9 protein-coding genes are annotated in these 26,361 nt (G+C 64.0%); 6 read left to right on the top strand and 3 right to left on the bottom strand.

The genetic code is table 11. From position 1 onward, the window contains the following. From PMI24_RS23940 to PMI24_RS23965, 6 genes are read left to right on the top strand one after another with little or no spacing between them, the layout of a single operon-like run. Window positions 1-9,009, top strand: coding sequence for a non-ribosomal peptide synthetase (locus PMI24_RS23940; protein WP_007958554.1), 9,009 nt, complete (start codon window positions 1-3; stop codon window positions 9,007-9,009). After that, a complete protein-coding gene (locus tag PMI24_RS23945; RefSeq protein WP_007958555.1) occupies window positions 9,006-13,118 on the top strand; it encodes a non-ribosomal peptide synthetase in 4,113 nt (1,370 codons plus the stop codon). The genes PMI24_RS23940 and PMI24_RS23945 overlap by 4 nt, the downstream gene beginning before the upstream one ends. After that, window positions 13,115-22,201 carry a non-ribosomal peptide synthetase gene (locus tag PMI24_RS23950; RefSeq protein ID WP_007958558.1) on the top strand — a complete coding sequence of 3,029 codons (9,087 nt, stop codon included), beginning with the start codon at window positions 13,115-13,117 and terminating at the stop codon, window positions 22,199-22,201. Before PMI24_RS23945 ends, PMI24_RS23950 begins: the two co-directional genes overlap by 4 nt. After that, a complete protein-coding gene (locus PMI24_RS23955; RefSeq protein WP_007958561.1) occupies window positions 22,198-22,887 on the top strand; it encodes a hypothetical protein in 690 nt (229 codons plus the stop codon). The genes PMI24_RS23950 and PMI24_RS23955 overlap by 4 nt, the downstream gene beginning before the upstream one ends. Then, window positions 22,880-23,086 carry an MbtH family protein gene (locus PMI24_RS23960; protein ID WP_007958563.1) on the top strand — a complete coding sequence of 69 codons (207 nt, stop codon included), beginning with the start codon at window positions 22,880-22,882 and terminating at the stop codon, window positions 23,084-23,086. The genes PMI24_RS23955 and PMI24_RS23960 overlap by 8 nt, the downstream gene beginning before the upstream one ends. Window positions 23,087-23,100: 14 nt before the next feature. After that, window positions 23,101-23,970 (top strand): TauD/TfdA dioxygenase family protein, encoded by an 870-nt coding sequence (locus PMI24_RS23965; RefSeq protein ID WP_007958565.1) that lies wholly within the window; start codon window positions 23,101-23,103, stop codon window positions 23,968-23,970. Between the two features lie 117 nt (window positions 23,971-24,087). On the opposite strand, the gene PMI24_RS23970 is transcribed toward PMI24_RS23965, so the two are convergent. From PMI24_RS23970 to PMI24_RS23980, 3 genes are read right to left on the bottom strand one after another with little or no spacing between them, the layout of a single operon-like run. Next, a complete protein-coding gene (locus PMI24_RS23970; RefSeq protein WP_007958567.1) occupies window positions 24,088-24,777 on the bottom strand; it encodes a hypothetical protein in 690 nt (229 codons plus the stop codon). After that, the gene (locus PMI24_RS23975) at window positions 24,746-25,786 is read right to left on the bottom strand and encodes a GSCFA domain-containing protein (RefSeq protein WP_007958569.1); all 1,041 of its coding nucleotides are present in this window, start codon (window positions 25,784-25,786) and stop codon (window positions 24,746-24,748) included. Before PMI24_RS23975 ends, PMI24_RS23970 begins: the two co-directional genes overlap by 32 nt. A gap of 37 nt (window positions 25,787-25,823) precedes the next feature. Next, a complete protein-coding gene (locus PMI24_RS23980) occupies window positions 25,824-26,339 on the bottom strand; it encodes a GNAT family N-acetyltransferase (protein ID WP_007958572.1) in 516 nt (171 codons plus the stop codon). Window positions 26,340-26,361 lie beyond the last annotated feature (22 nt).

Genomic DNA, 26,361 nt, shown 5'->3' on the forward strand with positions numbered 1-26,361 from the left:
ATGCTCGACAACACTTCCTTGCGTGGGACGAATCCCGCGCAGCCCGACGTTTGCTCCTTGAAACCGTTCGATGCGGACCTGTGCGTGCACGGTCTGTTTGAAGCGCAGGTGCTGCGCAACCCCGAGGCCATCGCCGCGCGTTGGCAGCAGGAGACGCTCAGTTACCGTGAACTGAACACCCGCGCCAACCGGCTGGCCCATCACCTGCGCAAGCTCGGGGTCGGGCCGGACGTGCGAGTCGGGCTGTGTCTGGAGCGTTCGCTGGAGATGTTGGTCGGCGTACTCGCGGTGCTCAAGGCCGGTGGCGCCTATGTACCGCTGGACCCGGCGTATCCGCAGGCGCGGCTGGCGCACATGCTGGCCGACAGCGCACCGCCGGTGGTGCTGACTCACGGCCAGGCGCGCGATGTTTTGCGGGCGGCGCTCGAACAGTTGGCGACTGCACCCGCGATAATGGATCTGGCCGACGACAGTGATTGGGCTTCGCGCTCGGCAGACAACCTCGATTCTCACTCAATCGTCCTGACACCCCGGCACCTGGCTTACGTGATCTACACCTCCGGCTCCACCGGCACCCCGAAAGGCGTGATGGTCGAGCATCGCGGACTGGTCGCCGTGAGCGCCGACTGGGCGCAGCTCTATGCTCTGGGCGAGCCGATCAACCACCTGCAGATGGCTGGTTTTTCCTTCGACGTGTTCAGCGCCGACCTGATTCGTGCATTGGGTTTTGGCGGCACGCTGGTGCTGTGTCCACGAGACACCCTGATGGACCCGCCGGCTCTGTATCGCCTGATGCGTGACGCGCAGATTGGTTTTGCCGACTTCGTGCCGGCGCTGCTCAATCCGCTGCTGGCGTGGGTCGAAGAGACCGGCCACGACCTGTCGTTCCTGCGCACCGTGGTCTGCGGCTCCGACATCTGGACCGCCCACAGCGCGCGGCAATTGCGCAGGCTCTGCGGTGATCGCGTGCAGATCGTCCAGGCCTATGGCGTGACCGAAGCGAGCATCGACAGCACCTGTTTCGAGTTCACCGAAAACAGCCAGATCGACGCGGTGCTGCCCATCGGCCGGGCACTGCCCCATACCCGGATTTACCTGCTCAATGCTGACGGCAAATCGGTTGCCGAGGGTGTTGCGGGCGAGTTGTACATCGGCGGCGTCGGCGTGGCGCGCGGTTATCTGAACCTTCCGCAACTGACCGCCGAGCGTTTCCTCGACAGCCCGTTCGTGGCAGGCGAGCGCCTTTACCGCACCGGGGATATGGCACGTTACCGGGTCGACGGCCAACTGGAATTCCTCGGCCGCAACGATTCCCAGGCCAAGTTGCGCGGCCTGCGTCTGGAACTGGGGGAAATCGAAACCCGGCTGGCGGACATCCCGGGTATTAGGGAAAGCGTGGTGTTGCTGCGCCAGGACAGTCCCGGTGAACCGCGTCTGGTTGCCTACTACTGCGAAAAACCGGACACGACTTTGAGCCCGCGTTCCCTGCGTGAGCAGCTGCAAGTCAGCCTGCCGGACTTCATGGTGCCGACCGCCTTCGTGCGGCTCGACGCGTTGCCGCTGACCGCCAACGGCAAAGTCGACCGTCCCGGTTTGCCGGCACCGGATGTCGAGGCATTCGATCAGCAGGAATACCAGGCACCCCAAGGCTCGCTGGAAACCGCAATCGCCGCGATCTGGGCCGACGTGCTCGGCATCGAGCGGGTCGGGCGTCAGGATCAGTTCTTCGCCCTCGGCGGTCACTCGCTGCTGGTGATGCGCGTGCTGGCGCAGGTTCGCCACACGCTGGGGCTGGAAGTCGCGCCTTCGACGCTGTTTGCCGCACCGGTTCTGGCGGAGTTCGCCGAACGGCTGCAAGCCAGTCAGGCTGAGGCTCGTCCGGCCATCACGGCCCTTGAACGCGCGGGCGCGCAAACGTTGTCGTCTGCTCAGCAGCGCCTGTGGTTTCTGGCACAGATGGAGGGTGGCAACGCGGCGTATCACATGCCGCTGAACCTGCGTTTGCGCGGTTTGCTGGACGTGCCGGCACTCGAACGCAGCTTCAATCAACTGGTAGCGCGCCATGCTGCGCTGCGTACCACGTTCATCGCCGTTGAAGGGGAAGGGCGTCAATTGGTTTCGCCGCCGGCGCACAGCGTCCGGCTGACGGTGACTGACATTCAAGGGCACGATGCGCAAGAAGGCCTGACCCGCTTGATCGACGAGGAGGGCGCCAAGCCGTTCGACCTGAGCCGGGGCCCGCTGATGCGGGTTAGTCTGCTGCGGCTGGCGGCGGATGACCATGTGTTGCTGCTGACCCAGCACCACATCATCTCCGATGGCTGGTCGATGGGCGTGCTCACCCGCGAACTGGGCCAGCTGTACGCAGCGGCGTTGCTGGATCGCGACGATCCGCTGCCGCCCTTGCCGGTGCAGTACGTGGATTACGCCGTGTGGCAAAAGCAATGGCTGTCCGGCGACGTGCTGGAGCAGCAGAGCCGTTACTGGCGTGAAACCCTCACCGGCGCGCCGGTGCTGCTGGAGTTGCCGACGGATCACAAGCGTCCGCCCGTGCAGGATTATCTCGGCGGCTTCGTCCCGCTGGTCTTTGACGCCACCCTGACCGCACGCCTGAAAGCCTTGGGCATGCAGCAAGGCACCACGCTGTTCATGAATTTGCTGGCCGGTTTTTCGCTGCTGCTGTCGCGCCTGTCGGGGCAGAGCGATGTGGTGATCGGCGTGCCATCGGCCAACCGCCCGCAACAGGAACTGGAAGGGCTGATCGGTTTCTTCGTCAACACCCTCGCGCTGCGCATGACTCAGTCGGGTACGCCGTCGGTGGCGCAATGGCTGCAACAGGCGCGGCGAGTGGCGCTGGACGCTCAGGAACATCAGGACTTGCCCTTCGAGCAAGTGGTGGAATTGCTCAATCCACCGCGCAGTCTGGCCCACAGTCCGCTGTTCCAGGTGCTGTTTGCCTGGGAGCAGGATCAGGATTCCGATCTGCTGCTGACCGGGCTTGAAGTCACGCCGGTCGAGAGCAGTCATCACGTGGCCAAGTTCGATCTGCAACTGGCGCTCCATGAGCGCGACGGGCAGATCGTCGGTGGTCTGGAATACGCCTCGGGCCTGTTCGAGCGCAGCACTGTCGAGCAGTTCGGCGAGTACCTGCGTCGGGTGCTGATGCAGATGGTCGAGGGCAGCGAGCAGTCGCTGGCGAGGATCAAGCTGCTGAGCGCCGAACAACATCAGCAGATCGTTCATGACTGGAACCGCACCGCGCGGGATACCGTGTCGTTGCCCGGTTGCGTGGCGCGCTTCGAAGCCCACGCCCGGCAAACGCCCGACGCCGTGGCGCTGCTCGCCGACCGTGAGCAACTGAGTTACGGCGACCTGAATCGCGCCGCCAACCGCCTCGCGCATTACCTGATTGAGCAAGGCGTCGGCCCCGAGCATCGCGTCGGCCTGTGCCTGGAACGCTCGCCGCAAATGGTCATCGGTCTGCTGGCGATTCTCAAGGCAGGCGCGGCGTACGTGCCGTTCGACCCGGCTTATCCGAGTGAGCGTTTGGCGTTCATGTTCAGTGATGCCGCGCCAACCTTGCTGCTGACGCAATCGAGCCTGATGGCCGGGTTGCCGGCCAACGAGGCGAAAATCTGCTGCCTGGACACCGACGCAGCGCAATGGGCGCAACACCCGACGGATGATCCGCACGTCGCGGTGAGCCCGGAAAACCTCGGCTACGTGCTCTACACCTCCGGCTCCACCGGCCGCCCGAAAGGCGTCGCTCACAGCCGTTGTGCGCTGGACAACCTGATTGCCTGGCAGCTCGATCAAGCGACTGCACCGCAACACGTGCTGCAATTCGCCTCGCTGAATTTCGACGTCTCGTTCCAGGAAATCTGCAGCACGCTGTGCCAGGGCGGCAGCCTGTTGCTGATGACTGAAGACAGCCGCAAGGACCTCGCCGCGCTGCGCCCGACCCTGGTGGCCGAAGGCGTGCAGCGGGCGTTCCTGCCATTTGCCGTGTTGCAGCAACTCGCCGGTCTGACCGAGGCCGAGGCACCGATGCCGGCCGGCGGCTGCGAGATCATCACCGCCGGTGAAGCCCTGCAAATCAATGACGAGCTGCGCGGTTTCGTCCGTGGGCTCGGTGGCGGGCAACTGCACAATCAATACGGGCCGACCGAAACCCATGTGGTCAGCCAGTTCAGCCTTGACTGCAACGAGGCCGAATTTTGGCCGGACGCGCCGCCCATCGGTCGTCCCATCGCCAATGCGCGGCTGTACGTGCTGGACGAGCATCTGAATCCGGTCCCGGTCGGCGTGGCGGGCGAGTTGTACATCGCCGGCGCCTGCCTGGCTCGTGGCTATCTGAACCGCCCGGACCTGACCGCCGAACGCTTCCTGCCGGACCCGTTCAGTGCCGAACCGGGCGCGCGGATGTACCGCAGCGGCGACCTCGCGAAATTCCAGTCCGACGGCAACGTGCAATACCTGGGACGCATCGACCAACAGGTGAAACTGCGCGGCTTTCGTATCGAACTCGGCGAGATCGATAGCTTGTTGCATCAACAACCAGGTGTGCAGGAAGCCGCCGTGTTGCTGCGTGAGGACGTGGCTGGCGACAAACGTCTTGTGGCTTACGTGGTCGGCACTGCGACCAGTGAATTCCTGCGAGCCGAATTGCAACGCCAGTTGCCCGAGCACATGATCCCGAGTGCCTGGGTGCGGCTCTCGCAATTGCCGCTGACCCGCAACGGCAAGCTCGACCGACAAGCGCTGCCGGCGCCGGAACGCAGCGCCGGGGCGACTTACGAGGCGCCGCGCAACGACATTGAACGGCAAATGGCCGAGATCTGGGCCGAAGTGCTCAAGTGCGAGCGGGTCGGCATCCACGACAACTTCTTCGACCTCGGCGGCCACTCGCTGCTGGCGACGCGGATGATCTACGCGATCAACCAGCGGATGGGCGCGCAATTGTCCCTGAGCAGCCTGTTCCAGACACCGGCGTTGCTGGATCTGGCGGCGCAGGTTTCGCGTGAAGAGCAGAGCGCTGAACCGGCGTTCATCCAGATCGAGCCGGATCGCGGCAATCGGCATCAGCCATTCCCCCTGACCGATATCCAGCAGGCCTACTGGTTTGGTCGCGAAGCCACGGTCAGCCTCGGTGGCGTCAGTGCCCACGGTTACGAAGAACTGCGTATTCCCGAATTCGACGCCGAACGTTTCGAGCTGGCGCTGAATCGCATGATCCTGCGCCACGACATGCTGCGCGTGGTGTTCCTCAGCGACGGCACGCAACAAGTGCTGGCGCAGGTGCCGACCTATCGCATGCCCCGCAGCGACCTGCGCGGTTTACCCGCTGAAGTGGCGCAACGCACCCTTGAAGCAACCCGCGAACGCCAGTCCCATCAGGTGCTGGACGCCAGTCGCTGGCCGCTGTTCGAGTTCAGCCTGTCGCTGCTCGATGACGGCATCACCCATTTGCACATCAGCCTCGACGCGCTGATCGTCGACGCTGCGAGCACGCAGATTCTCGCCCGCGAACTCATGGCCTTCTACGTTGATCCGACGCTGGACCTGGCGGAACCGGGCCTGACTTTCCGCGACTACGTGCTGGCCGAACAGCAACTGCGAAGCGGCCGCCGCTACGAACAGGCGTTGAGCTACTGGCGCGAACGGGTGACCACTCTGGCCCCGGCACCGGACCTGCCGCTGGTGCGCCAACCCGAAAGCATCGCCAACCCGCACTTCACCCGCCGCGACCGCGACATGTCGGCCGCGCAGTGGACGCAGCTCAAATCCGTCGCCAAACAGTTTGCGGTGACGCCGTCGGTGATGCTCCTGACGGCCTTCAGCGAAGTGCTGGCGCTGTGGAGCCGCACGCCGCGTTTCACCCTGAGCCTGCCGCTGTTCAACCGTATGCCGCTGCACACCGATGTCGACGAAATCATCGGTGATTTCACTTCGCTGGTGCTGCTGGAAGTCGGCATCGACGGAACACAAACCTTTACCGACAGGGCCCGCGCGGTGCAGGCGCAACTGTGGCGCGACATCGACCATTCGGTGGTCAGCGGCGTGCGGGTGCTGCGCGAATTGTCCCAGGCCCGGGGTGTGCAACAGACGGCGATGCCGATCGTGTTCAACAGCACGCTGTCGGAAGCAGCGCCGGAGCTGGCCGAATTCAATCTGGCCGACGCGTTGAATGCCATACACATGCACAGCATCACCCAGACCCCGCAGGTGTGGCTCGACCACACGTTGCTGGAGCTGGAAGGGCGCCTGTTGTTCAACTGGGACAGCATCGACGAGCTGTTCCCGCAAGGCATGATCGAGCAGATGTTCGTCGCCTATAACACGCTGCTCGACAGTCTGTGCGAGCCGCAAGCATGGACAGCGAACACGCCGCAGTTGCTGCCGCAGGCACGGTTGCCGGCACCGGTCGACATTCAACAAACGCTGCCGTTGATGCACGAACTGTTCGAACGTCAGGCCCTCGCCACACCGGATGCACTGGCGGTAATCGGCGCGCGACAGCTGACGTACGCCCAGTTGCGCAATGAAGCCCGACAACTCGGCGCCCGATTGCAAACGCAGGGTGTGCTGCCGAACCGGTTGGTTGCGGTGGTCATGGAGCGCGGTTGGGAGCAAGTGGTCGCGACCCTGGCGATTCTGTATGCCGGCGGCGCTTACCTGCCGATCGAACCGACCCAGCCAGCGGAGCGATTGCGGCATATTCTGGAGCGGGCCGAGGCGAGTCTGGCGCTGACCCAACCGGCGCTGCTCGACAAGATCGAATGGCCGGCGCAGGTAACGGCCATTGCCGTGACCGATGAAGTCTCAAACGATCTCTTGCCACTCCAACCCGTGCAGCTAAACGAAAGCGACCTCGCCTACGTGATCTACACCTCCGGTTCCACCGGGCAGCCCAAAGGCGTGGTGATCGACCATCGCGGTGCGGTCAACACCTTGCTCGACATCAACCGGCGCTTTGCCGTCGGCCCGAGCGACCGCGTATTGGCGATCTCGTCGCTGAGCTTCGACCTGTCGGTCTATGACTTCTTCGGCACCCTCGCCGTGGGTGCTGCGGTGGTCATCCTCGAACCGCAACTGTCACTTGATCCGGCGCACTGGGCGGCGTTGATCGAACGTCATCACGTCAGCCTGTGGAACTCGGTGCCGGCGCTGCTCGGCATGCTGGTCGAGTACGTGGAGGGCGAGGGCGGCGCGTTGCCTGCCAGCCTGCGGGTGGCGATGCTGTCCGGCGACTGGATTCCCCTGACGTTGCCCGAGCGGGCCTGGGCTTTGCAGCCGAAGCTGCAGCTGATCAGCCTGGGCGGCGCCACCGAGGCGTCGATCTGGTCGATCTATTATCCGGTGAAGCACGTCGACCCGGCCTGGCGCAGCATTCCCTACGGCAAGGCCCTCGATCATCAGCGCTTCTACGTGCTGGATGAAGCGCTGCAAGTGCGCCCGACCTGGGTCGCGGGGCAGCTGTACATCGGCGGCATCGGTCTGGCCAAGGGTTACTGGCGCGATGAAAAACTCAGCGCAGGCAGCTTCTTCGATCATCCACTGACCGGCGAACGGCTGTATCGCACCGGCGACCTGGGGCGTTTGCTGCCGGACGGCAACATCGAATTCCTCGGCCGTGAAGATAATCAGGTCAAGGTCCAGGGTTATCGCATCGAGCTGGGCGAAATCGAAGCCGCGCTCAATCGCCATCCCGGTGTGCAGAGCGCGGTGGTGCGGATTCTTGGCAGCACGCTGGGCGAGAAGCGTCTGGCGGGCTACGTGCTCAAGGCCGATCCGGCGTTGCAGGCCAGCGATTTCAGCGCCTACCTGAGCGACAAACTGCCGGCCTACATGATTCCGGCCTCGTTCACCTTCGTTGAAGCGTGGCCGTTGTCGTCCAACGGCAAGGTCGACAAGAAACGCCTGCCGGAACCGGAGCAAATCGAGGAACAAGGTCCGGCACTGGAAGTCGACGGCCCTCAGGAACAGCGACTGGTCGAAATCGTGCAAGACGTGCTCAAGCGCGAGTCCATCGCCGCCAACGCCAACCTGCTGAACCTCGGCGCGACCTCGATCGATATCGTGCGGATCAGCAACGCCTTGTCCGGCGCCTTGCAGTTCCGTCCTCACGTGGCGCAACTGCTGGCTCAGCCGACGCTGCTGCATCTGCTTGGCATGTACCGCCAGAGCCGGGCGCGGCAGGATCTGCTCGGCAATGTTCAGCAGGCCCCGGAGCCCGCGCAGGACATCCTCGAAGATCCGCAGCAGCGAGCGCAGTTCAAAGCCGAACAGCGTGGGCGCCGCGACTTCGCTCAAGCCTTGCCAGCAGTGGCACTGGATCTGCCGCAAGACCCGGCCTTCGCCCGGCGTTTGCGCGATTACCGCTCGGTGCGTCAATACGATCTGCAACCGATCGCCACCCAGGCCTTCGCCCATGTACTGGCAGCGCTGGCCCAAGGGCAACTCGACGGCGAAGTGAAATACCAGTTCCCGTCGGCGGGCGGGCTGTACCCGATTCAGGCGTACCTCTACGTCAAAGCGGATCGCGTGCTCGGCGTGCCCGGTGGCGCGTATTACTACGATCCCCGCCAGCATCGTTTGCTGGCGCTCCAGAGCGGATTGCTCGACCCGGACACCTACGACTACTTCGTCAATCGTCCGGTGTACGAGAACGCCGCGTTCTCGCTGTTCTTCATCGCCGACATGGCCGCGATCCGCCCGCTGTATGGCGAGCGCAGCCGTGATTTCTGCCACATCGAAAGCGGCGCGATGGCCCAGTTGCTGAGCATGACTGCCGTCGAGCACGGTCTGGGCCTGTGCGGCATCGGCTCGGTCGAGGAACAACAACTGACGACGCTGTTCGATCTGGGGCCAAGCCATGAGTTGATCTACTCGATGATCGGCGGGCTGCGCACGGCCGATGAGCAGCACCGCGCGCCGGTCGAGGCGTTTGCCATCGAGCCTGTGACCGCAAGCCTGGACGACGAAGACATGGAGGAGTTCGAAGTATGAATGCCGATCAATTGCTGGCGTTGTTCGCTCGCCATGGCGTGGTGCTCGAGGTGGACGGTGACAGGCTGCGCTGCAAGGCGCCGCGCGGGTTTCTCACCGAAGAACTGACCCAGGCGCTCAAGACTCACAAACAGGAACTGATTGCCTTGCTTGGCGGGCACGATGACGCGGCGATTCCCCGCCGATCCGGCGAGCACGCGTCCTGGCCGCTGTCGTTCTCGCAACGGCAACTGTGGTTTCTCGATCAACTGGAACCCGGCAACCCGTTCTACAACGTGCCCACGGCGGTGACGCTCAAGGGCCGGCTGGACGTAGCGCAACTGGAACGGGCGCTGAACCAACTGGTGGCCCGCCACGAAGTCCTGCGCACGACGTTTTGCAGCGTGGACGGCGAACCGCGTCAGGTGGTGCACCCGTCGATGCCGCTGTCGTTGTCGGTGACGGATTTGTGCCAGTTGTCTGCCGACGAGCGCGAGCAGCAAGTGCGATTCGCCGTCGAGCAGGACGCCCGGGCGCCGTTCGATCTGGCCACCGGCCCATTGCTGCGGGCGTCGTTATTGCGCGTGGCTGACGAAGAACATCTTTGGCTGTACAGCGTGCACCACATCATCGCCGACGGCTGGTCGATGGGCGTGATCCTGCATGAAGTCGCCACGCTGTACGGCGATTATCTGCGTGGCGGAATCCCGACGCTTGCGCCGATGCCGGTGCAATACGCCGACTACGCCTGCTGGCAGCAACAGCGCATCGGCGGTGCGGCGCTGGAGGCTCAGCTCGATTACTGGCGTCGCACCCTGGACGACGCGCCGCTGCTGTCGACCTTGCCCACCGACCGGCCGCGCCCGTTGGTGCAGCGTTATGTCGGCGCCACGTTCAGTACCTCCGTCGATGGCGGCACCTTGCGCGAACTCACGGCGCTGGGCCGGCTAACTCAGGGCACGCTGTTCAACGTGCTGTTGGGCGCTTTGGCGGTCTTGCTGTGGCGCCACAGCGGTCAGCAGGATCTGTGCATCGGCACACCGTTCGCCAACCGCAATCGTCCGGAAGTCGAGCCGCTGATCGGCCATTTCGTCAACACGCTGGTGCTGCGTCAGCGCCTGAATCCGCAGCAAACGTTCGCCGAACTGCTGCGTGAAGTGCGTGGCCAGATGCTCGACGTCCACGCCCACCAGGACGTGCCGTTCGACCGCGTGGTGGAGGCCGTCAACCCGCAGCGCGATCCCGGCCATTCGCCGTTGTTCCAGGTGATGCTGGTGTTGCAGAACACACCGGGCAACGCGGTGCAGATGCCCGGTCTGGAACTGGCACCGTACGGCACCAGCAGTGCCACGGCCAAGTTCGATCTGGCATTCGAATGGGTCGAACGGGCAGGGCGGCTGGACTTGCTGGTGGAATACAACACCGACCTCTACGACATCGCAACTATCGAACGCTTGAGCGGGCACTACCGTTACTTGCTTGAGCAGATCGCCGCCGACGCCAAACAACCGATCAATGCCTTGCCGTTGATGAACGAGGCTGAGCGTCAGCAGGTGCTGGTCGACTTCAACCGCGCCGCGCCACTGACGCAAACGGCGCCCTGCGTGCATCAACTGGTCGAAGCGCAGGCCGCGAGCAACCCTCAGGCCTGCGCGGTGGTATTCGAGGGTGAATCCCTGAGCTACGCCGAACTCAATGCCCGGGCCAACCGACTGGCGCGGTATTTGCGCACCTTGGGCGTCGGCCCGGACGTGCGCGTGGCGGTGTGCATCGAGCGTTCGCTGGAATTGCCGGTGGCGCTGCTGGCAGTGCTCAAGGCCGGTGGCGCCTACGTGCCGCTGGATCCGGATTATCCGCTGGGACGCCTGAGCCATATGCTCGGCGACAGCACGCCGGCGGTGCTGCTGACCCTCGGTTCGGCGCACGGAATCTTGCGTCAGGCCGTGCAAGGCCCGAACTGGGAAGCGCCAATCCTCGACCTCGAAAAGGACGCTGCGAGCTGGGCGTCGTTGCCTGCCGACAATCTCGATCCACGCAATGTCGGCGTTACCCCTGACCATCTCGCCTACGTGATCTACACCTCGGGCACCACCGGGTTGCCCAAGGGCGCAATGGTCGCTCACCGTGGCTTGAGCAACCTGCTGCTGTGGTGTTTGCAGGTCTGCGGCGAAGCGGGAGCGATGCTGCACAAGATCCCGTTCGGTTTCGATGCGTCGGCGTGGGAGACCTTCTGGCCGCTGGCAACCGGCGGAAGGCTGGTGATCGCACGGCCCGGCGGGCATTACGAACCGGCGTATCTGGCCCGCGAGGTGCGCGAGCAGCAGGTCACGGCGCTGGTGTTCGTGCCGGCGATGTTGCAGCTGTTTCTGGAGGTCGACGAGGTCAGCCAGTGTGGGTCGCTGACCGATGTGTTCAGCGGCGGCGGTGAACTGCCGTCAGCGCTGGCGCGGCGTTTTCAGGAACGTCTGCCCCATGCGCGGCTGCACAACGTCTACGGCCCGACCGAAACCACGGTGATCAACAGCATCTGGACCCTGGAGCCCGGCGCCGAGGTGCCGGCCCGGCAATTGCCGATTGGCCGGCCGATTTCCAACAACCGTTTTTACGTGCTCGATGACCGCGATGAACCGGTGCCAGTTGGCGTGACCGGGCATCTGCACATTGGCGGTGTGGGTGTGGCCCGGGGTTATCTGGGGCTGGCGCAGCTGAGTGCCGAGCGTTTTATCGACAATCCCTTTGTCGCGGGGGATCGACTTTACCGCAGCGGTGATCTGGCGCGTTATCGGCCGGACGGTCAGCTGGAGTTTCTGGGGCGCAACGACTTTCAGGTCAAGTTACGCGGCGTGCGCCTGGAGCTGGGCGAGATCGAAGCCCGGCTCGAAGCGTTTTCCGGCATCCGCAGCGCCGTGGTGCTGATGGTCGGCGAAGCAGCGCAGGACCAGCGGCTGGTGGCCTGCTGTGTGGTGGCCGACCCCGTGGACGAAGCAGCGGTGCACGCCCATCTGGCCACGACGTTGCCCAGAGCGGTGATCCCCGGCAGCTATCTGTGGCTCGACGCCTTGCCGCTGACTGCCAATGGCAAGGTTGATCGCACTGCGCTGACGGCATTGGCAGACGAAGAAATGGTCAACCGTCAGGTCAACCTGAGCAGCCCGCGCGACCACATCGAACTGGCGCTGTACCAGATCTGGAAAAGCCTGTTGCTGGCGCCGCAGATCGGCATTCGCGACAACTTCTTCAATGTCGGCGGCACCTCCATTGCCGCGATCAAGATGGCCCATGAGATCAGCCAGCAGTTCGCCGTCGAAGTGCCGGTGCGCGTGGTGCTCAGCTACCCGACGATCGAGGCGCTGGGCGGCTGGCTGCGGGTCGGGGCCAATCCGGCGCTGGCCCAGAGCAACCTGATCGAATTCCGTCGTGGCAGCGGCCAGCACAACGTGGTGTGCATTCACCCGGCGGGCGGCACGGCGTTCTGTTACCTGTCGCTGGCCAAAGTGCTGCCGGATGAAACCGGCGTTTATGGCGTGCAATCGCCGGGGCTGAATCCGGGCGAGAGCACCGAGCCGACAGTCGAAGCGATGGCCGAGGCCTACTTGCGCCAGATCGAACCGCTGACACAGCAACCGCTGATCCTCACCGGGCTGTCGTTCGGTGGTCTGGTGGCCTATGAAATGGCGCGACGGTTGACAGCGGCGGGGCATCGTCAGGTGACGGTGGTGCTGCTCGACACCCAAGGCAGCGACGCCCCGGGTTTCCGCGAGCAGATCGGCACCGTGGACATGGCCGAGTTCCGCGACAAACTGGTGCGTTTCAACGGCATGTACCCCGGCATCGAAGACGCCCAGGTCGAACGCTACTTCAACATCTACAACCACAACCGCCTGGCCATGGCCGCCTATGAATGCGCGCCGCGCGCCGGTCGCGTGGTGCTGATCCAGGCGCGAGAAGATTTCAGTCGCCATCAATTGCATGAGCTGCGCGGCTTCTGGCGTCGCCGCGCCGGCAGCGGATATCTGGCGAAACTGGTCAGCGGCGGGCACTGGGACATGCTCGAAAGCGCGGAAATCCATCGGGTCTCGCAAATCATCCGTCAGGAGCTGCAACGCTTCGACGCGCAGGAGGCGAAATGATGAGTGCGTCCAAAGACATGCCGTTGCTTGCGCGTTTTGCCGAGCAAGTACGGCGTAATCCGCAAGCCCCGGCGGTGATTGATCAGTCGGTTACGCTGACTTACGCCGAACTGGCCAGCGGCAGCGAACGCATCGCCCGTGGGTTGCTGGCGCGCGGTGTCGAACCCGGTCAGTCGCTGGCATTGTGCATGCCGCGTTGCTGGCAATGGTTGGCGGCGATTCTTGGGGCGCTGAAAGTCGGCGCGGTGGTGGTCCCGCTGGATCGAGCAAGCCCGCGCAGGCGTCGGGAGTTGATGCAGGCGGATGCGGCGTGTGTCGGCCTGATTACCCTGGATGAAGAACCGCTGTGGTCGCCTTCTTTGTGGCAAACCGGCGTCGAGGCCTTGCTCGATCAGCCGGACGCTCCGCCGCAAACGCTGGCCGAAGACTTCGCCGAGGTGATGTTCCTGTTCTACACCTCGGGCACCACCGGCACGCCAAAAGCGGTCGAGGTCGGCGAGCGCGGCTTGCTGCGGCTGGCGCACAGCGACGGTTATATCGAGATTCGCCCGACGGACCGCTTCGCCTGCCTGTCCAACCCGGCATTCGACGCGTGCAGTTTTGAACTGTGGGCGCCGCTGCTCAATGGCGGTTGCTGCGTGATGATCGCCGACGAGGACGTGCTGGACGCGCGACGTCTGGCCGAAGTGCTGGAGCGGACTCAGGTCGACAATCTGTTCATGACGGTGTCGCTGTTCAACACCTTGATTGCCGAGTGGCCGTCGTGTTTTTCCAGCGTGCGGCAGGTGCTGATCGGCGGTGAGCAGATCAGCGCTGCCGCCGTGCGCGGATGGTATCGGGCCAATCCTGAGAGCCGCTGCCGGATTTTCAACGTCTACGGCCCCACCGAATGCACCACGTTTGCCTTGTGCTGGCCGATCACCCGCGACTTTGCTGGTGACTTGGCGCCCATTGGCCGACCGCTGCCGGATACCGGTGTGCAGGTGCTGGATGAGCAGCAACGGCCGGTGCCGGCGGGCGAGGTGGGCGAGCTGTATTTGAGTGGCAGCGGTGTCGCCCGTGGCTATCGCAACCGGCCCGAAGAAACTGCGCGCCAGTTCGTTCGTTTGCCTGACCTCGACGGTGGTGCGCGGGTGCATTACCGCACCGGTGATCTGGTGCGGCGCAATGCCGAAGGCTTGATCGAGTACCTGGGGCGGGTCGACCGGCAGGTGAAGATTCGCGGCTTCCGGATCGAACCGGGGGAGGTGGAGCAACGGCTGCTGGAGTATCCGGGTGTGGCGCAGGTGTATGTCTGCACTCGGCGGCAGGCGGCTGAAGATCATCAGTTGCTGGCGTTCATCGTGCCGCGCGGGGATCTGGACTATCACGCCTTCGAAACCCATCTGCGGGCACAACTGGCGCCGTATATGCGGCCGCATCAGTTATTCCTGCTGGAGCGCCTGCCGTTGACGGCCAATGGCAAGGTCGATCGTGACGGGTTGCTGGCCAAAGGGTTGAGTCCGTGGCATCCAGTCCGGGCGGCTACGGATGCCGAAAGCGTTTCACCGGCGCTGGACTGGTTGTTGAGTCAGGCCCGCTCGCTGCTCGGCCAACCGGCCCTGAGTCCGCACGACGACTGGCTGGGCAGCGGCGGCGATTCGCTCAAGGCCATGCGCCTGCGTTCGGCAATTCGTGTCCGTTGGCAGCGCGAGATCGCGCTCGACAGGGTGCTCAACGAGCCGTTCTCGTCACTAGCCGAACAACTGACCGGTGAAACGAACTGCGATTCGATCTACCCGCCTGCGCCTCGGATCAGCAGCGCCAAACGCCTGCCGGCCACCGCCGAACAGCGCCGCCTGTGGCTGTTGCAACAACGTTCGCCGACTTCGACTGCCTACAGCGTGCCGCTTATTCTGCATCTGGCGGCAGGTGTCGAAGTTGCGGCACTGGCCGAGGCTTTGGGGCGTCTGGTGCAGCGTCATGCGGGTTTGCGCACGGCATTCGTGGCGGGTGCCGATGGACTGGATCAGGTAATCGCCGAGCAGGGTTCGACCTGTCGCACCTTCGCGGTCGGGCATTTCACCGAGACCAACTGGCAGGCCTTCGCCGAGCTGGTGTTCGCCGCGTCGTTCGACCTGACCACCCCGAATCTGTTTCAAGCCTGGCTGCTGCCGTTAGCCGATGGCAGCTGCCGGCTGTTGCTGAATCTGCATCACATCATCGTCGATGGCTGGTCGGTGAACCTGCTGTTCGACGACCTGGCGCAGCTTTACACCGATGTCCTGCAAGGCCACGACAGCCCGCAACCGTCCGCCCGATTGACGACGCTGGAGTTTGGCCAGTGGCAGCGTCAGTGGAGCGTCGATCCTCATTATCGCGACCAGCGCCGTGCCCTGGCCGAGTTGCATCGCCGTCATGAAGAGCCATCGCCTGCATTGATACCAATGCGCGAAATCAGCCCGGACGCCCGGTTGCACCGTGAACCCTTGGGCACCCTGCGCAGCGCTGCCCTTGAACGCTTTTGCACCCAACAACGACTGACCCGTTTCGAAGTGCTGTTCAGTGTCTTCGCCTGGAGCCTGTACGCCCTGACCGGCTGCGAGCAGCCACGGATCGCCAGCCCGGTGTCCAACCGGCCGCTGGCGGAGTTCGAAGACACCGTCGGCATGTTTGCCAACACCGTGCTAATCCCCACTGCCGTTGAAAACGCATCCACGCTGGGCGAGCAGTTGCGCAAGCAGACCGCCACCGTGCGCGAAGTGCTGGCGTTGCAGGACGTGGCGCTGGCGGATCTGGTGGAAGACCTGCGGCTGTCGTCGAGCCCGTTGCTGTTCGATTTCATGTTTGTGCTGGAAAACACCGATTACGCCGCATTGGCCGACTCGAACCTGCGCGCCACGCTGGAATTCAACGAGCAGTTGCACGCCAAGTGCCCGCTGACGTTGTTGATGGTGGGCAGCGGTTCGCAACTGGAATGCTGGTGGGAATATCAGTGCAGCTACTTCGATGCCGAACAGATGCGGGCGGTGAACGCGCTGTTCCGCCGAGGCCTGGACCTGTTGCTGGAAAGCCCGACGGCCAGGCTCGATGATTTGCTCGGTCCGTATCGACGCAGCCTGCCACCGGCCAGCGAAGGTCCGCAGATTGCGCTGCCGTTCAACACAATGGCGGACGGATTCGAACACCAAGTGCATTGCACGCCTGAGGCAGTTGCGCTGGTTCAAGGACAGCACCGCCTCACCTACAACGAACTAAATGCGCTGGCCAATACTCTGGCGGCCACCCTGATCGAGCGTCATCCGGTGCCAGCCGGGAACGCACCGCTGCATGTCGTGCTGTTCCTCGACGCCTCGGTGGAACACATCGTCGCCTTGCTGGCGCTGGCCAAACTCAACCTGACCGCTGTGCCGCTGGATCCCGCTTATCCGGTGGCGATCCAGCGTCAGGTGCTGGAGCAGGCGCAACCGCATTGCGTGCTGTTCAGCGACACGACGGCGGCCGCGCTGGATGACCTGAACGCCGGACGATTCACCACGCATCGAGTCGATCTGCACGCCGATGCCGGCTCGTTCGAACGCCCACGCCACGCCGGTGAACGGCCGCTGTACACGCTGTTCACCTCCGGATCCACCGGCACGCCCAAAGGTGTGCAAGTGTCCGAGCGCACCCTGTGCAACCTGCTGCAATGGCAGCGCACCGAAGGGCAGTTGCCGGCGAAAGCGGTAACGCTGCAGTTCTCGATGCTGTCGTTCGATGTGTCGTTTCAGGAGATTTTCAGCACCCTGTGCGGCGGTGGTTGTTATCACCTGATCACGCCGCGCTGGCGTCAGGATGCCGAGGCGTTGCTGGATTACATGGTCGAAGCGCGGATCGAGCGCCTGTTCCTGCCATACGTGGCCTTGCAGCATCTGGCGCAAACAGCCGTGACTCGGGGTATTTACCCGTCGGCGTTGCGTGAGGTGATCACGGCCGGCGAGCAGCTGCTTTGCACGGAGGCGCTGCGCAACTGGTTCGGCGGCATGCCGCAGGCCTCGCTGTTCAACCACTATGGCCCGACTGAAACCCACGTGGTCAGCGCCTTGCGCCTGCCGCCCGTGGCGCGGGACTGGCCGTTGCGCGCGCCGATCGGTCATGCCGTCGGCAATGCGTGGTTGCTGCTGGTCGATGAGCACGACTGCCCAGTGCCGATCGGCAGTCGCGGCTATCTGCTGGTGGCCGGGCCGATGGTTGCCCGTTGTTATCTGGCAGACCCTGCACTGAACGCCGCGCGGTTTGTCGAGCTGGCAGACGGCTGTTTGTACTACCGCACCGGCGATCTGGCGTGGGCCGATGCCCAAGGCTGCCTGCATTACCTCGGACGTGACGATCAGCAGATCAAACTCAGCGGCCATCGTCTGGAACTGGGGCAGATCGAGGCAGCGCTGATGCAGGTGCCGGAAGTGGTCAACGCGGTGGTCGCGGTTCAGGCCGATCCGCCACGGCTGATCGCCTGGCTGCAACTCGATGGCCAACCTGCAACGTCGCAAGCGCTGGATCGTCAGGTCGCGCGGCGGCTGCCTGCCCATGTGCGGATTGATGAATACCGACGGGTCGACCGCTGGCCACGCACTCCCAGTGGCAAGATCGACCGCAAGGCCTTGCCTAATCTGGGCGAGGCGTTGGAGCGGCGCAACACGCCACAACCGGTTGTTCAATTGACCGCACTGGAGCGGCAACTGAGCGAGTTGTTCCAGGCCGTGATCGGCCGTGACATCGAGCCGGAGCAGACCTTCTTCGAGGCCGGCGCCACCAGCCTCGGCCTGATGCGTTTGCATGGCCGTTACGCCGAAGAGCTGCCGCACAAGGTGACGATGGCCGATCTGTTCGAACACGTCACGGTGCGGCGTCTGGCGGCGCATCTGTCGACTGCACCGGTGGCAGCGGCGGAGCGTGTACGGCAGACCGATGCGGGTCATCAGCCGATGGCGATCATCGGCATGTCGGTCAATGTGGCCGGGGCGCAGAACCTGTCCGAGTTCTGGGCGATGGTGCAAGGCAACGAGCTCGGCATCGAGCACTTTGCCGCCGAAGAAGGCCTGGTCGGTGCCCGCAGTCAACTGGCGGGCATGCTCGACTTCGATCCCGAGTACTTCGGCATCAGCCGCCAGGAAGCGCGGCTGATGGACCCGCAACAGCGGCATTTGTTGATGGCGTGCGTGCAGGCCCTGCAACACGCGGCCATCGTCCCGTCGGCGGACGGCCCGCGCATCGGCCTGATCGCCAGTTGCGGCGAAACCACCTACTTCCAGCAGATGCTGCGCGAAACTGCCGAAGGCGATCTGCCGGACGGCTTCCAGCTGGCGCTGCACCACGACAAGGATTTTCTGGCGACCAAAGCCGCGTATCACCTGGACCTCAACGGCCCGGCCCTCAGCGTGCAGGCTGCTTGCGGCAGTTCGCTGATCGCCGTGCACCTGGCCAGTTCGATGCTGCGTCAGGGCGACAGTGACGTGATGCTCGCGGCCGGGGTGCTGATCGACCCGACCTTGACCGAGGGTTACCGGCATCGCTCGCAGCACATCTTCTCCGCCGACGGTCTGTGCCGTCCGTTCAGCGATGATGCCAGCGGCACCCTTGGCGCCAGTGGTTACGGCGTGGTGGTGCTCAAACCGCTGGCCAAGGCGCGGGCCGATGGTGACCGGATCTATGCGTTGCTCGAAGGCTCGGCGTTGAACAACGATGGTCGGGCCAAGATGAGTTACACCGCACCGTCGGTGGCCGGGCAGAGCGCGGTCATCCGCGATGCCTTGAGCCGCGCCGGGTTGACCGGTGCCGACATCGGCTACATCGAGGCCCACGGTACCGGAACTTTGTTGGGCGATCCGATCGAGGTCGCGGCGTTGACCAAGGCTTTCGGTGACGCACCGGCCGGCCATTGCGCGCTGGCTTCAGTGAAAAGCCAGATCGGTCATCTGGGCGCGGCGGCGGGGGTGGTCGGACTGATTCGTGCCAGTCTTGCGGTGTTCCATGGCGTGCTGCCGCCGAACCTCGGATTTGGCCGGATCAACCCGCAGATCGATCTGGAGCATTCGCCGTTCTATGTGCCGACCACGTCCCGGCCATGGCCGGAAGGGCGGCGGCGACTGGCCGGAGTCAGCAGTTTCGGGATTGGAGGGACCAATGCGCATGTCATCGTCGGCGCTGCGCCCATGGCGCAGGAAAGTATCGAGGAAACGTTGCCGCTGCTGATGATCTCGGCCCACAGCCGCGCGGAGTTGCTGCGCGACATCGCGGCGATTCGCGAATATCTGCAAACCAATCCTGAGCAGCACACCGCGTTGCTGCGGCACTTGCAGTCAGGTCGCAGGCAACTGCGCTGGCGCTTCGCGATGGTCTGCCGGTCGGGTGACGACATTCCATCGCAGCCGACAGCGATCAAGGAAGTCACGGTCTCAAGCGCGCAGGTGATCGCCCGTGATCAATCGCCGCAGGAACTGCTGGACGCCTGGTATGAAGGCGCGAATATCCAGTGGCCGCAGCGCTCGGCACCGCCGCCCTGGGATTTGCCGCCGTCGTCGTTCGATCTTCAGCCGTATCGTTTCCAGACGCCTGTAGCTGCCCAATCTGATGCGCCAGCCCTTGAGCGACAACCGCTGGCGGACTGGTTCCACCAACGTCAGTGGGTGCGCACTCGGCGCTTGAGTGGGAACGCCACGGCTGGAGCCCGTGAAGTGCTGATCCTCTGCAGCCATGACGCGCCCGAATCGACATTGCTCGCGAGCCTGAACATTGTCTATCGACGAGTTATTCAGGTACGTGCCGGCAACGGCTTCAAACGCTTGAGCCCGGACCGTTTCGAGCTTGATCCGCTGGACACCGAAGCCCTGAACCGGTTGCTCGCCGAGGTTGCAGAACCTGAACTCGGCGAACTCGACTGGCTGCATGCCTTGCCGCTGGCGGTGTCGGGCGCGGTCAGCGAGCAAAGTCTGGATCTGGCGCAGTGGGCCTGTCTGGACACGGTCAGCGCATTGATGCAGGCCTGGGGGCAGACCGCGCGCACGACACGCCTGCGACTGTGGTTGATGTCATGGCAGGCGTGCCCGGTGGACGGCGCGGTTCAGCGTCCCGAGCTGGCAGCGCTGGCCGGCATCACCGAAGTGGTGCCGCAGGAATACCCGGTGCGTTGCCACTGGCTGGATTTGCCGTCGTCGCGCCTCGAAGCGCAGGCCTGCGAGTTGGCAGCGCTGCTTGGCGATCCGGTTTCATTGCCTCGGCGAATGGCGATGCGCGACGGTTACCTCTGGCAGCCACGCTTGATGCCTCAGCCATTGACCGGCCCAACAACCACATCAGGGCTTCTGCCGGAAGACGGCACGTTTCTGGTACTGGGCGGCAGCGGCGGCATCGGCCGGACCTTGTGCGAACACCTTCTACAGGCACCCGCGCGCCGTGTGGTGCTGATCTCGCGCCAAGGGCAATTACCTGAGTCACTGGCGGCCTACGCGTCGCGTATCGACTGCATCAAAGCAGACATTGCCGACCTGCCACGCTGGCCGCAGATCCTCGATCAACTGGCCGTTCGTTACGGTCGCCTGAGCGGGGTGATTCACGCGGCGGGCGTCGGTGCGGGCAGTCTGATTCGCCACCGTGATCCTCGGAAAATGGCCGAGGCGATGGCCGCCAAGACTCGCGGCATGCTGGCGGTCGAAGCCTTGATCGAGCACCTGACGCCGGGTTTTGTCCTGTACTGCTCGTCGATGTCGGCACTGTTCGGCGGCGCGGGGCATGTGGATTACGCGGCGGCCAGCGGGGTGCTCGACGGCTTCACCCACTATCGCCCGAACCCGGCTGACACTTGCCTGCGCCTCGGAATCAACTGGGACATCTGGCGCGACATCGGCATGGCCACCACCAGCAATGGCGGGGACGCCGCGCATCTGGAGCATCTGACGGTGGGGTTGTCGGCCGAAGAGGGCTGTCGGGTGTTCGATCTGGCGATGGCGACGCAGTTGCCGCAGCTGCTGATTTCCACCACCGGCATCGACACGGCACGGCGGTTTTATCCGGTTCGTCACGGTGCTGTGGCTACCCCGGTCGAGGCGCCGAAGGGCGTGGATCTGTCGGTGCGCTTGCGTGATTGCCTGTGCAAATGGCTCGGTGTGGCCGAGCTGGAGGACGACGATTCGCTGTACGACCTGGGCGCGGATTCGCTGACGCTGCTCGACCTGATCGACGAACTGCAAGCAGCGACAGGCGAGGTTTTCCAGCTGTCGCAATTCAGCCACAAGGTCAGCCTGAGCGAGGTGCTGGGACTGGTCTCGACCGCTACGGTTGAAGAAGTGCCCCACGGCTGGCGCGACGCAGTGCGGATCGATCAATGGCATGCCGGTGCCGGCCGCGACTGGCTGTACCTGATCCACCCGGTGGGTGGCGATGTTCAGGCCTATCGGGAACTGGTGTCGGCGCTGCCGGCGGAACTGGGCGTGTGCGTGATCGCGGATCCTGCGTTGCGTCTGCCGCAGTTGCCGAACATCAGCGTGGAGGAGCGTGCACGCTGGTATCTGGAGGCAATCAAGACCCACCTTCCGCACGGCTGCGCCTGGCGGCTGGCAGGCTGGTCCTTCGGCGCATGGGTGGCGCAGGCGCTGTGTCATCAGGCCCAGGCTGACGGATTCAGACAACCGTTGTTGTACCTGATCGACCCGCCCGCGCCGGATGCCGGTGCGGAACTGGCCGGCATCGACGAGCAGACCATCGAGCAGGTGTTCCAGCGCGAATTTGCCCAGCGCTGGCCAGCGGTCGAAGGGCAGGGCATGGCTGAGGAACGTCAGACCTATCTGCAACGGTTGACTGTGTGCTGCCGCAACAACATGACCAGCATGCTCGACTTCCAGCCGCCGGCGCTGGCCACCACCGCGGTACGGCTGTTTATCGCCGGGCACGCCAATCCTTACGGGCTGGGCAACGACTGGAACCCGGACGACCTGCAACGCAACTGGCAGGCCTTGCTGCCGCAGTTGCGCAGCTGGCAAACCCTGGATACCGATCACTACGGCATCGTGGCGTGCCGCTGGGCGCGGTTGCTGGCCGAAGTCATCGGTACGGATGAGCTTTCGCCATGAATGAACCGATCTTGATGCCGCGATGGTGGCTGGCCCTGACCAAGGTGTTGTGCGAAGCCGAACCGGAGGAGGCCTTGCGTCTGCGCTTGAGCCGACTCCACGGACAGGTGCCGTTTCAGCTGTTTCATCTCTGGCAGGCCGACGTGGTCATGCCAATGCTCTGCGAAGCCTTGCCGGAGCATCAGCAAGCGTTGTTCTCGTTGCAAAGCCTGCATCAGCGAGCGGCGCTCGGTGTGATCGGGCGTCAGGGCGAATGGCGGGCCGCGCTCAAACCGGTGTTGCTGACGCTGTATCGCAAGGCCTATGCCTATGACGCGGCGTACGCCCAGGCCCACGCCAGTGCGCTGACCTACGGCCTCGCACCGGCCAACACCGCCATGATTGCCGAGCACTTCGGTGATGCCGAGGCGTTCGCCGAGTACTACGCGCAACTGAATACCGAGGCCGCTGCCACCGCGTTTGCCCAGGTTCATGCCAGCGCCAACGCCGAAGTGTCGGCCCGGGCCTTCGCGAAGGACGACGCAGACACCTGCGCGCAGATTTGCGGGGCATCCGTGCGGGTTTACGTCGGGGCCTGCGCTTCGAGCGACGAACAGAGGCATGCCGCACTCAACCATCTCGCCGCCGGGCTCGAGCGAAGCCTGGCCACGCTGCAATCCCGTTCAACAGGAGAACGACATGAATGACGCACAACTGCAATTCGATGTGGTGATCAACGCCCAGGGCCAGTATTCCCTGTGGCCGGCGGGCAAGCCGATGGCCAGCGGCTGGAGCGAGGCGGGGATGCGCGGCGAGCGCCAAATCTGTCTGGATTACATCAACGAACACTGGATCGACATGCGCCCGCGTTCGCTACGCGAGCAGTCCTCTGCGTCGTTCCAATAAAAAGGTGAGGGAACATGGATCAGTTGGCACTCAAGGCAATCGAGCGCATCGCCGCAGAACGGCGCGCGCCGTATCAGCACATCACGGTCGAGCGGATCACGCCGATCATCGGCGCCGAGATCGGCGGCGTCGATCTGTCGCAACCACTGAGCGACGAGCAGTTCACGGAAATCCGCCGGGCCTTTCTGGAGAACCACGTGGTGGTGTTCCGCGATCAACACCTGACGGTGGACGAGCACAAGGCGTTTGGCCGGCTGTTCGGTGAGCTGCGGGCGCTGCCGGTGGAGGACATCGACGGCGATGACCCGGAGCTGGTGGTGATCCGCGCCAATGCGCAATCACGCTACGTGGCCGGCGAAACCTGGCACACCGACGGCACCGCCGACCTGGCGCCGTCCATGGGCTCGATGCTGTACGTCAAGGAAACCCCGGCCATCGGCACGGGCGGCGATACGCTGTTCGCCAACATGCACCTGGCGCTGGAAATGCTGTCGCCGACGATGCAGCAGTTTCTTGGCGAACTGACGGCGATCCACGACGGCGCGATCCCATGGAAGGGTTATGAGGCGCCGGCCAACCTGCCGAAAACCGAACATCCGGTGGTGGTTCGCCACCCGGACACCGGGCGCCAAACGCTGTTCGTCAATTCCGGGTTTACGTCGCACATCGTCCAGTTGTCCGGCGGCGAAAGCCAGGTGCTGTTGAACATGCTGTTCGATCTTGTGGCGCGGGAGCCGGTCCTCAGCTGTCGCGTGCGCTGGTCGCCGAATACCTTGGTGTTCTGGGACAACCGTTGCACCCAGCACCATGCGGTCTGGGATTATTTCCCGCATTCGCGGTATGGCGAGCGGGTGACGATTCTGGGGACGCAGCCGAAGGCTTGATGAACCTGAAAATCCCCCTGTGGGAGCGAGCTTGCTCGCGAAAGTGGTGTGTCAGTCGACATTGATACTGTCTGACACGACGCATTCGCGAGCAAGCTCGCTCCCACAGGTTCGGGTCTAAATTCCTCGATTGAGCAGTTGCTCGACGATCAGCTCGCCGAACGCCAGATTCCCGTGCAGCGGGTCATCCACTTCGCAATACGCCGAACGCTGAAAACCCTGCTCATCGTTCGCCGCTGCGCGCACGTCGATCAGCTCGATGCCGAGTCCTTGCAGGCGCTCGATCAGCAGCGCCTGCGCCGCCATGAACACTCGCGAATCGGACAACTCCGGCACCCGCTGCGGCGGCAGCACCGCGAACACTTTAAGGTTCATCGCCCTGGCCTGTTCATAGAACGCCAGCGCAGGTCGGGACAGGGTATCGACAATGGATTCGAACAGCGGTCCGGCGAAAAAACCTTCGTCGAATTCGCCGTCCGGTGTCTGGTAACACGTCCAGTTCGGCGCGGTGGCGAGGTAGTGCAGGCTCAGGCCAATGGTACTCACCAGCGGCACCCCGACCTTCGCCAGTTGTGGCACTTCGAACGGCTCAAGGGCCTGGCGATACAGGCGCTCCATCTCGGCCTCCCGAAACACCACGTCATGGCGGGTCAGGCTGAAAAAATCCACCGCAAAATCCCGGCCGGTGCCCAGCGGGCCGCCACTGAACGGCAGCTCGCGGGCCTGCGCCGCCTTGCCGATGACGCCGGCATGGGAGTCGCCCAGCAGCAGAAACCTAGGCGTAGTAATCGAGCACGGCGTCTTCACAGACAAGCTCCTCGCTGGACACGCAGGTGGAGGGAACGCTGGCCAGCGTCTGCACCGGTTGAACCGCATCGAGCCCGGCGAAAAACTGCTGCATGACGAACGCCACGCCTTCGAGTGTGACTTCCCGCTGGTTGGGTTGGTAGAACGCACCCTTGAACGGTGTACCGGTGATGATTTCGTAGGAGGGAAAATAGTCGACGTCGTGCAGGTCTTCGCACAGCTGCCCGGCGACGGCGCGCAGGACCGATTTGGAATAGGTGGTGGCGCTCAGCACATGCTCGCCCGTGGCCGTCGCCGTCAGGGGCACCGGTGACACGGTGAGCAGCAGGCGCAGTTGCGGGTTGATCGAACGCATCAGCTCCAGCGCCCTGACCATGTCGCCATAAGTGTCCATGAAACCGAAATTGCAGAAGCGGTGCAGCTGCGGATCGAAAGTGCCGCGCACGGTGCCGGGGCACACGGGGTACACCAGACCGGTCTGGCGGTTCTGCCAGGCTTCGGTCAGCCCGAGGGTAAACACGAACACGTTGGCCCGGCGCAGGGCGGTGCGGATGGCGTCGAGGGTGGCTTCGCGCGATGCGAACAGCGCGTCCTCGCTGGCAAAGCCGTCGGGCTCCACGGCGGGGCGGAACGGGTCGAAGAAACGCCCGTCATGGGCCCAGGTTTCGTCGGGGGGCAGGCTCACGCCCAAGGCCCATTCGAGCCATTGGCACAGCATCGCCGGGGTGTACAGGTTGCCGGTGCGAAACGAGAACACCCCGTAGTTGTGGGTTTTCCAGTCGGCTGCGGGCAATTCGGCAGGGGCCGGTTCCGCGTCCAGCCAGTTCATGCCGCGTTCCACCAGCGCCCGGCCGATGTGCTGGGCGAAACACGAGCCGGCAGTGACGATGGCGTCCTTGTTGCCGATCTCGAAGTGTGGCGTCCACAGTTGATCGATGTTCAGCGCGGGCTTGTCAGCCACGGCGGTGCGCCAGAAAGCGCGGGGTGGCAGGCATTGATAAGGATTCACGACGAGGGCCTCCTTGGCGGTCGCTGATAAAACGGGGTCAGCTGATTTGATAGCGGTAGATCAGGTCGTCAAACCACCGATCTCCAATCTGATAGGCCTGCGGCACGCGGCGCTCGAATACAAAGCCGCATTTCTCCAACACCTTGCAGGACGCGATATTACCGTCGGTCACGGTCGACTCCAACGAGTCCAGGCCGATGGCGGCGGCATAGTCGATGATCGCCTGCCGCGACTCGGTGCCAAAGCCTTTGCCCTGATGTTCCGGCAGCAGCAGGCAACCCACCTCGGCATGCCCCGGCGACAGGATACGAAATCCGGTCACGCCCAGTTCCTGCCCGCTGGCCCTGTCGGTCACCACCAGACACAACCAGTGATCCGACTGCGGCCCCCAGGCCGGAAGCCGATGCTCGAAGCCTTTGCGCACCTGGTCCTCGGCAATCTCACCGAACACGTATTGCATGGTTTGCGGCTCGGAATGCAGCCTGAGGAACAGCGGCCAGTCGGATTCGACCATCGTGCGCAGGTCCAGGCGTTGCGTGGTGAGCTCGAGCATCCGCTGCTCCTTGCAAGGGCGG

The organism is Pseudomonas sp. GM25 (assembly GCF_000282255.1).
Classification (GTDB): domain Bacteria; phylum Pseudomonadota; class Gammaproteobacteria; order Pseudomonadales; family Pseudomonadaceae; genus Aquipseudomonas; species Aquipseudomonas aphyarum.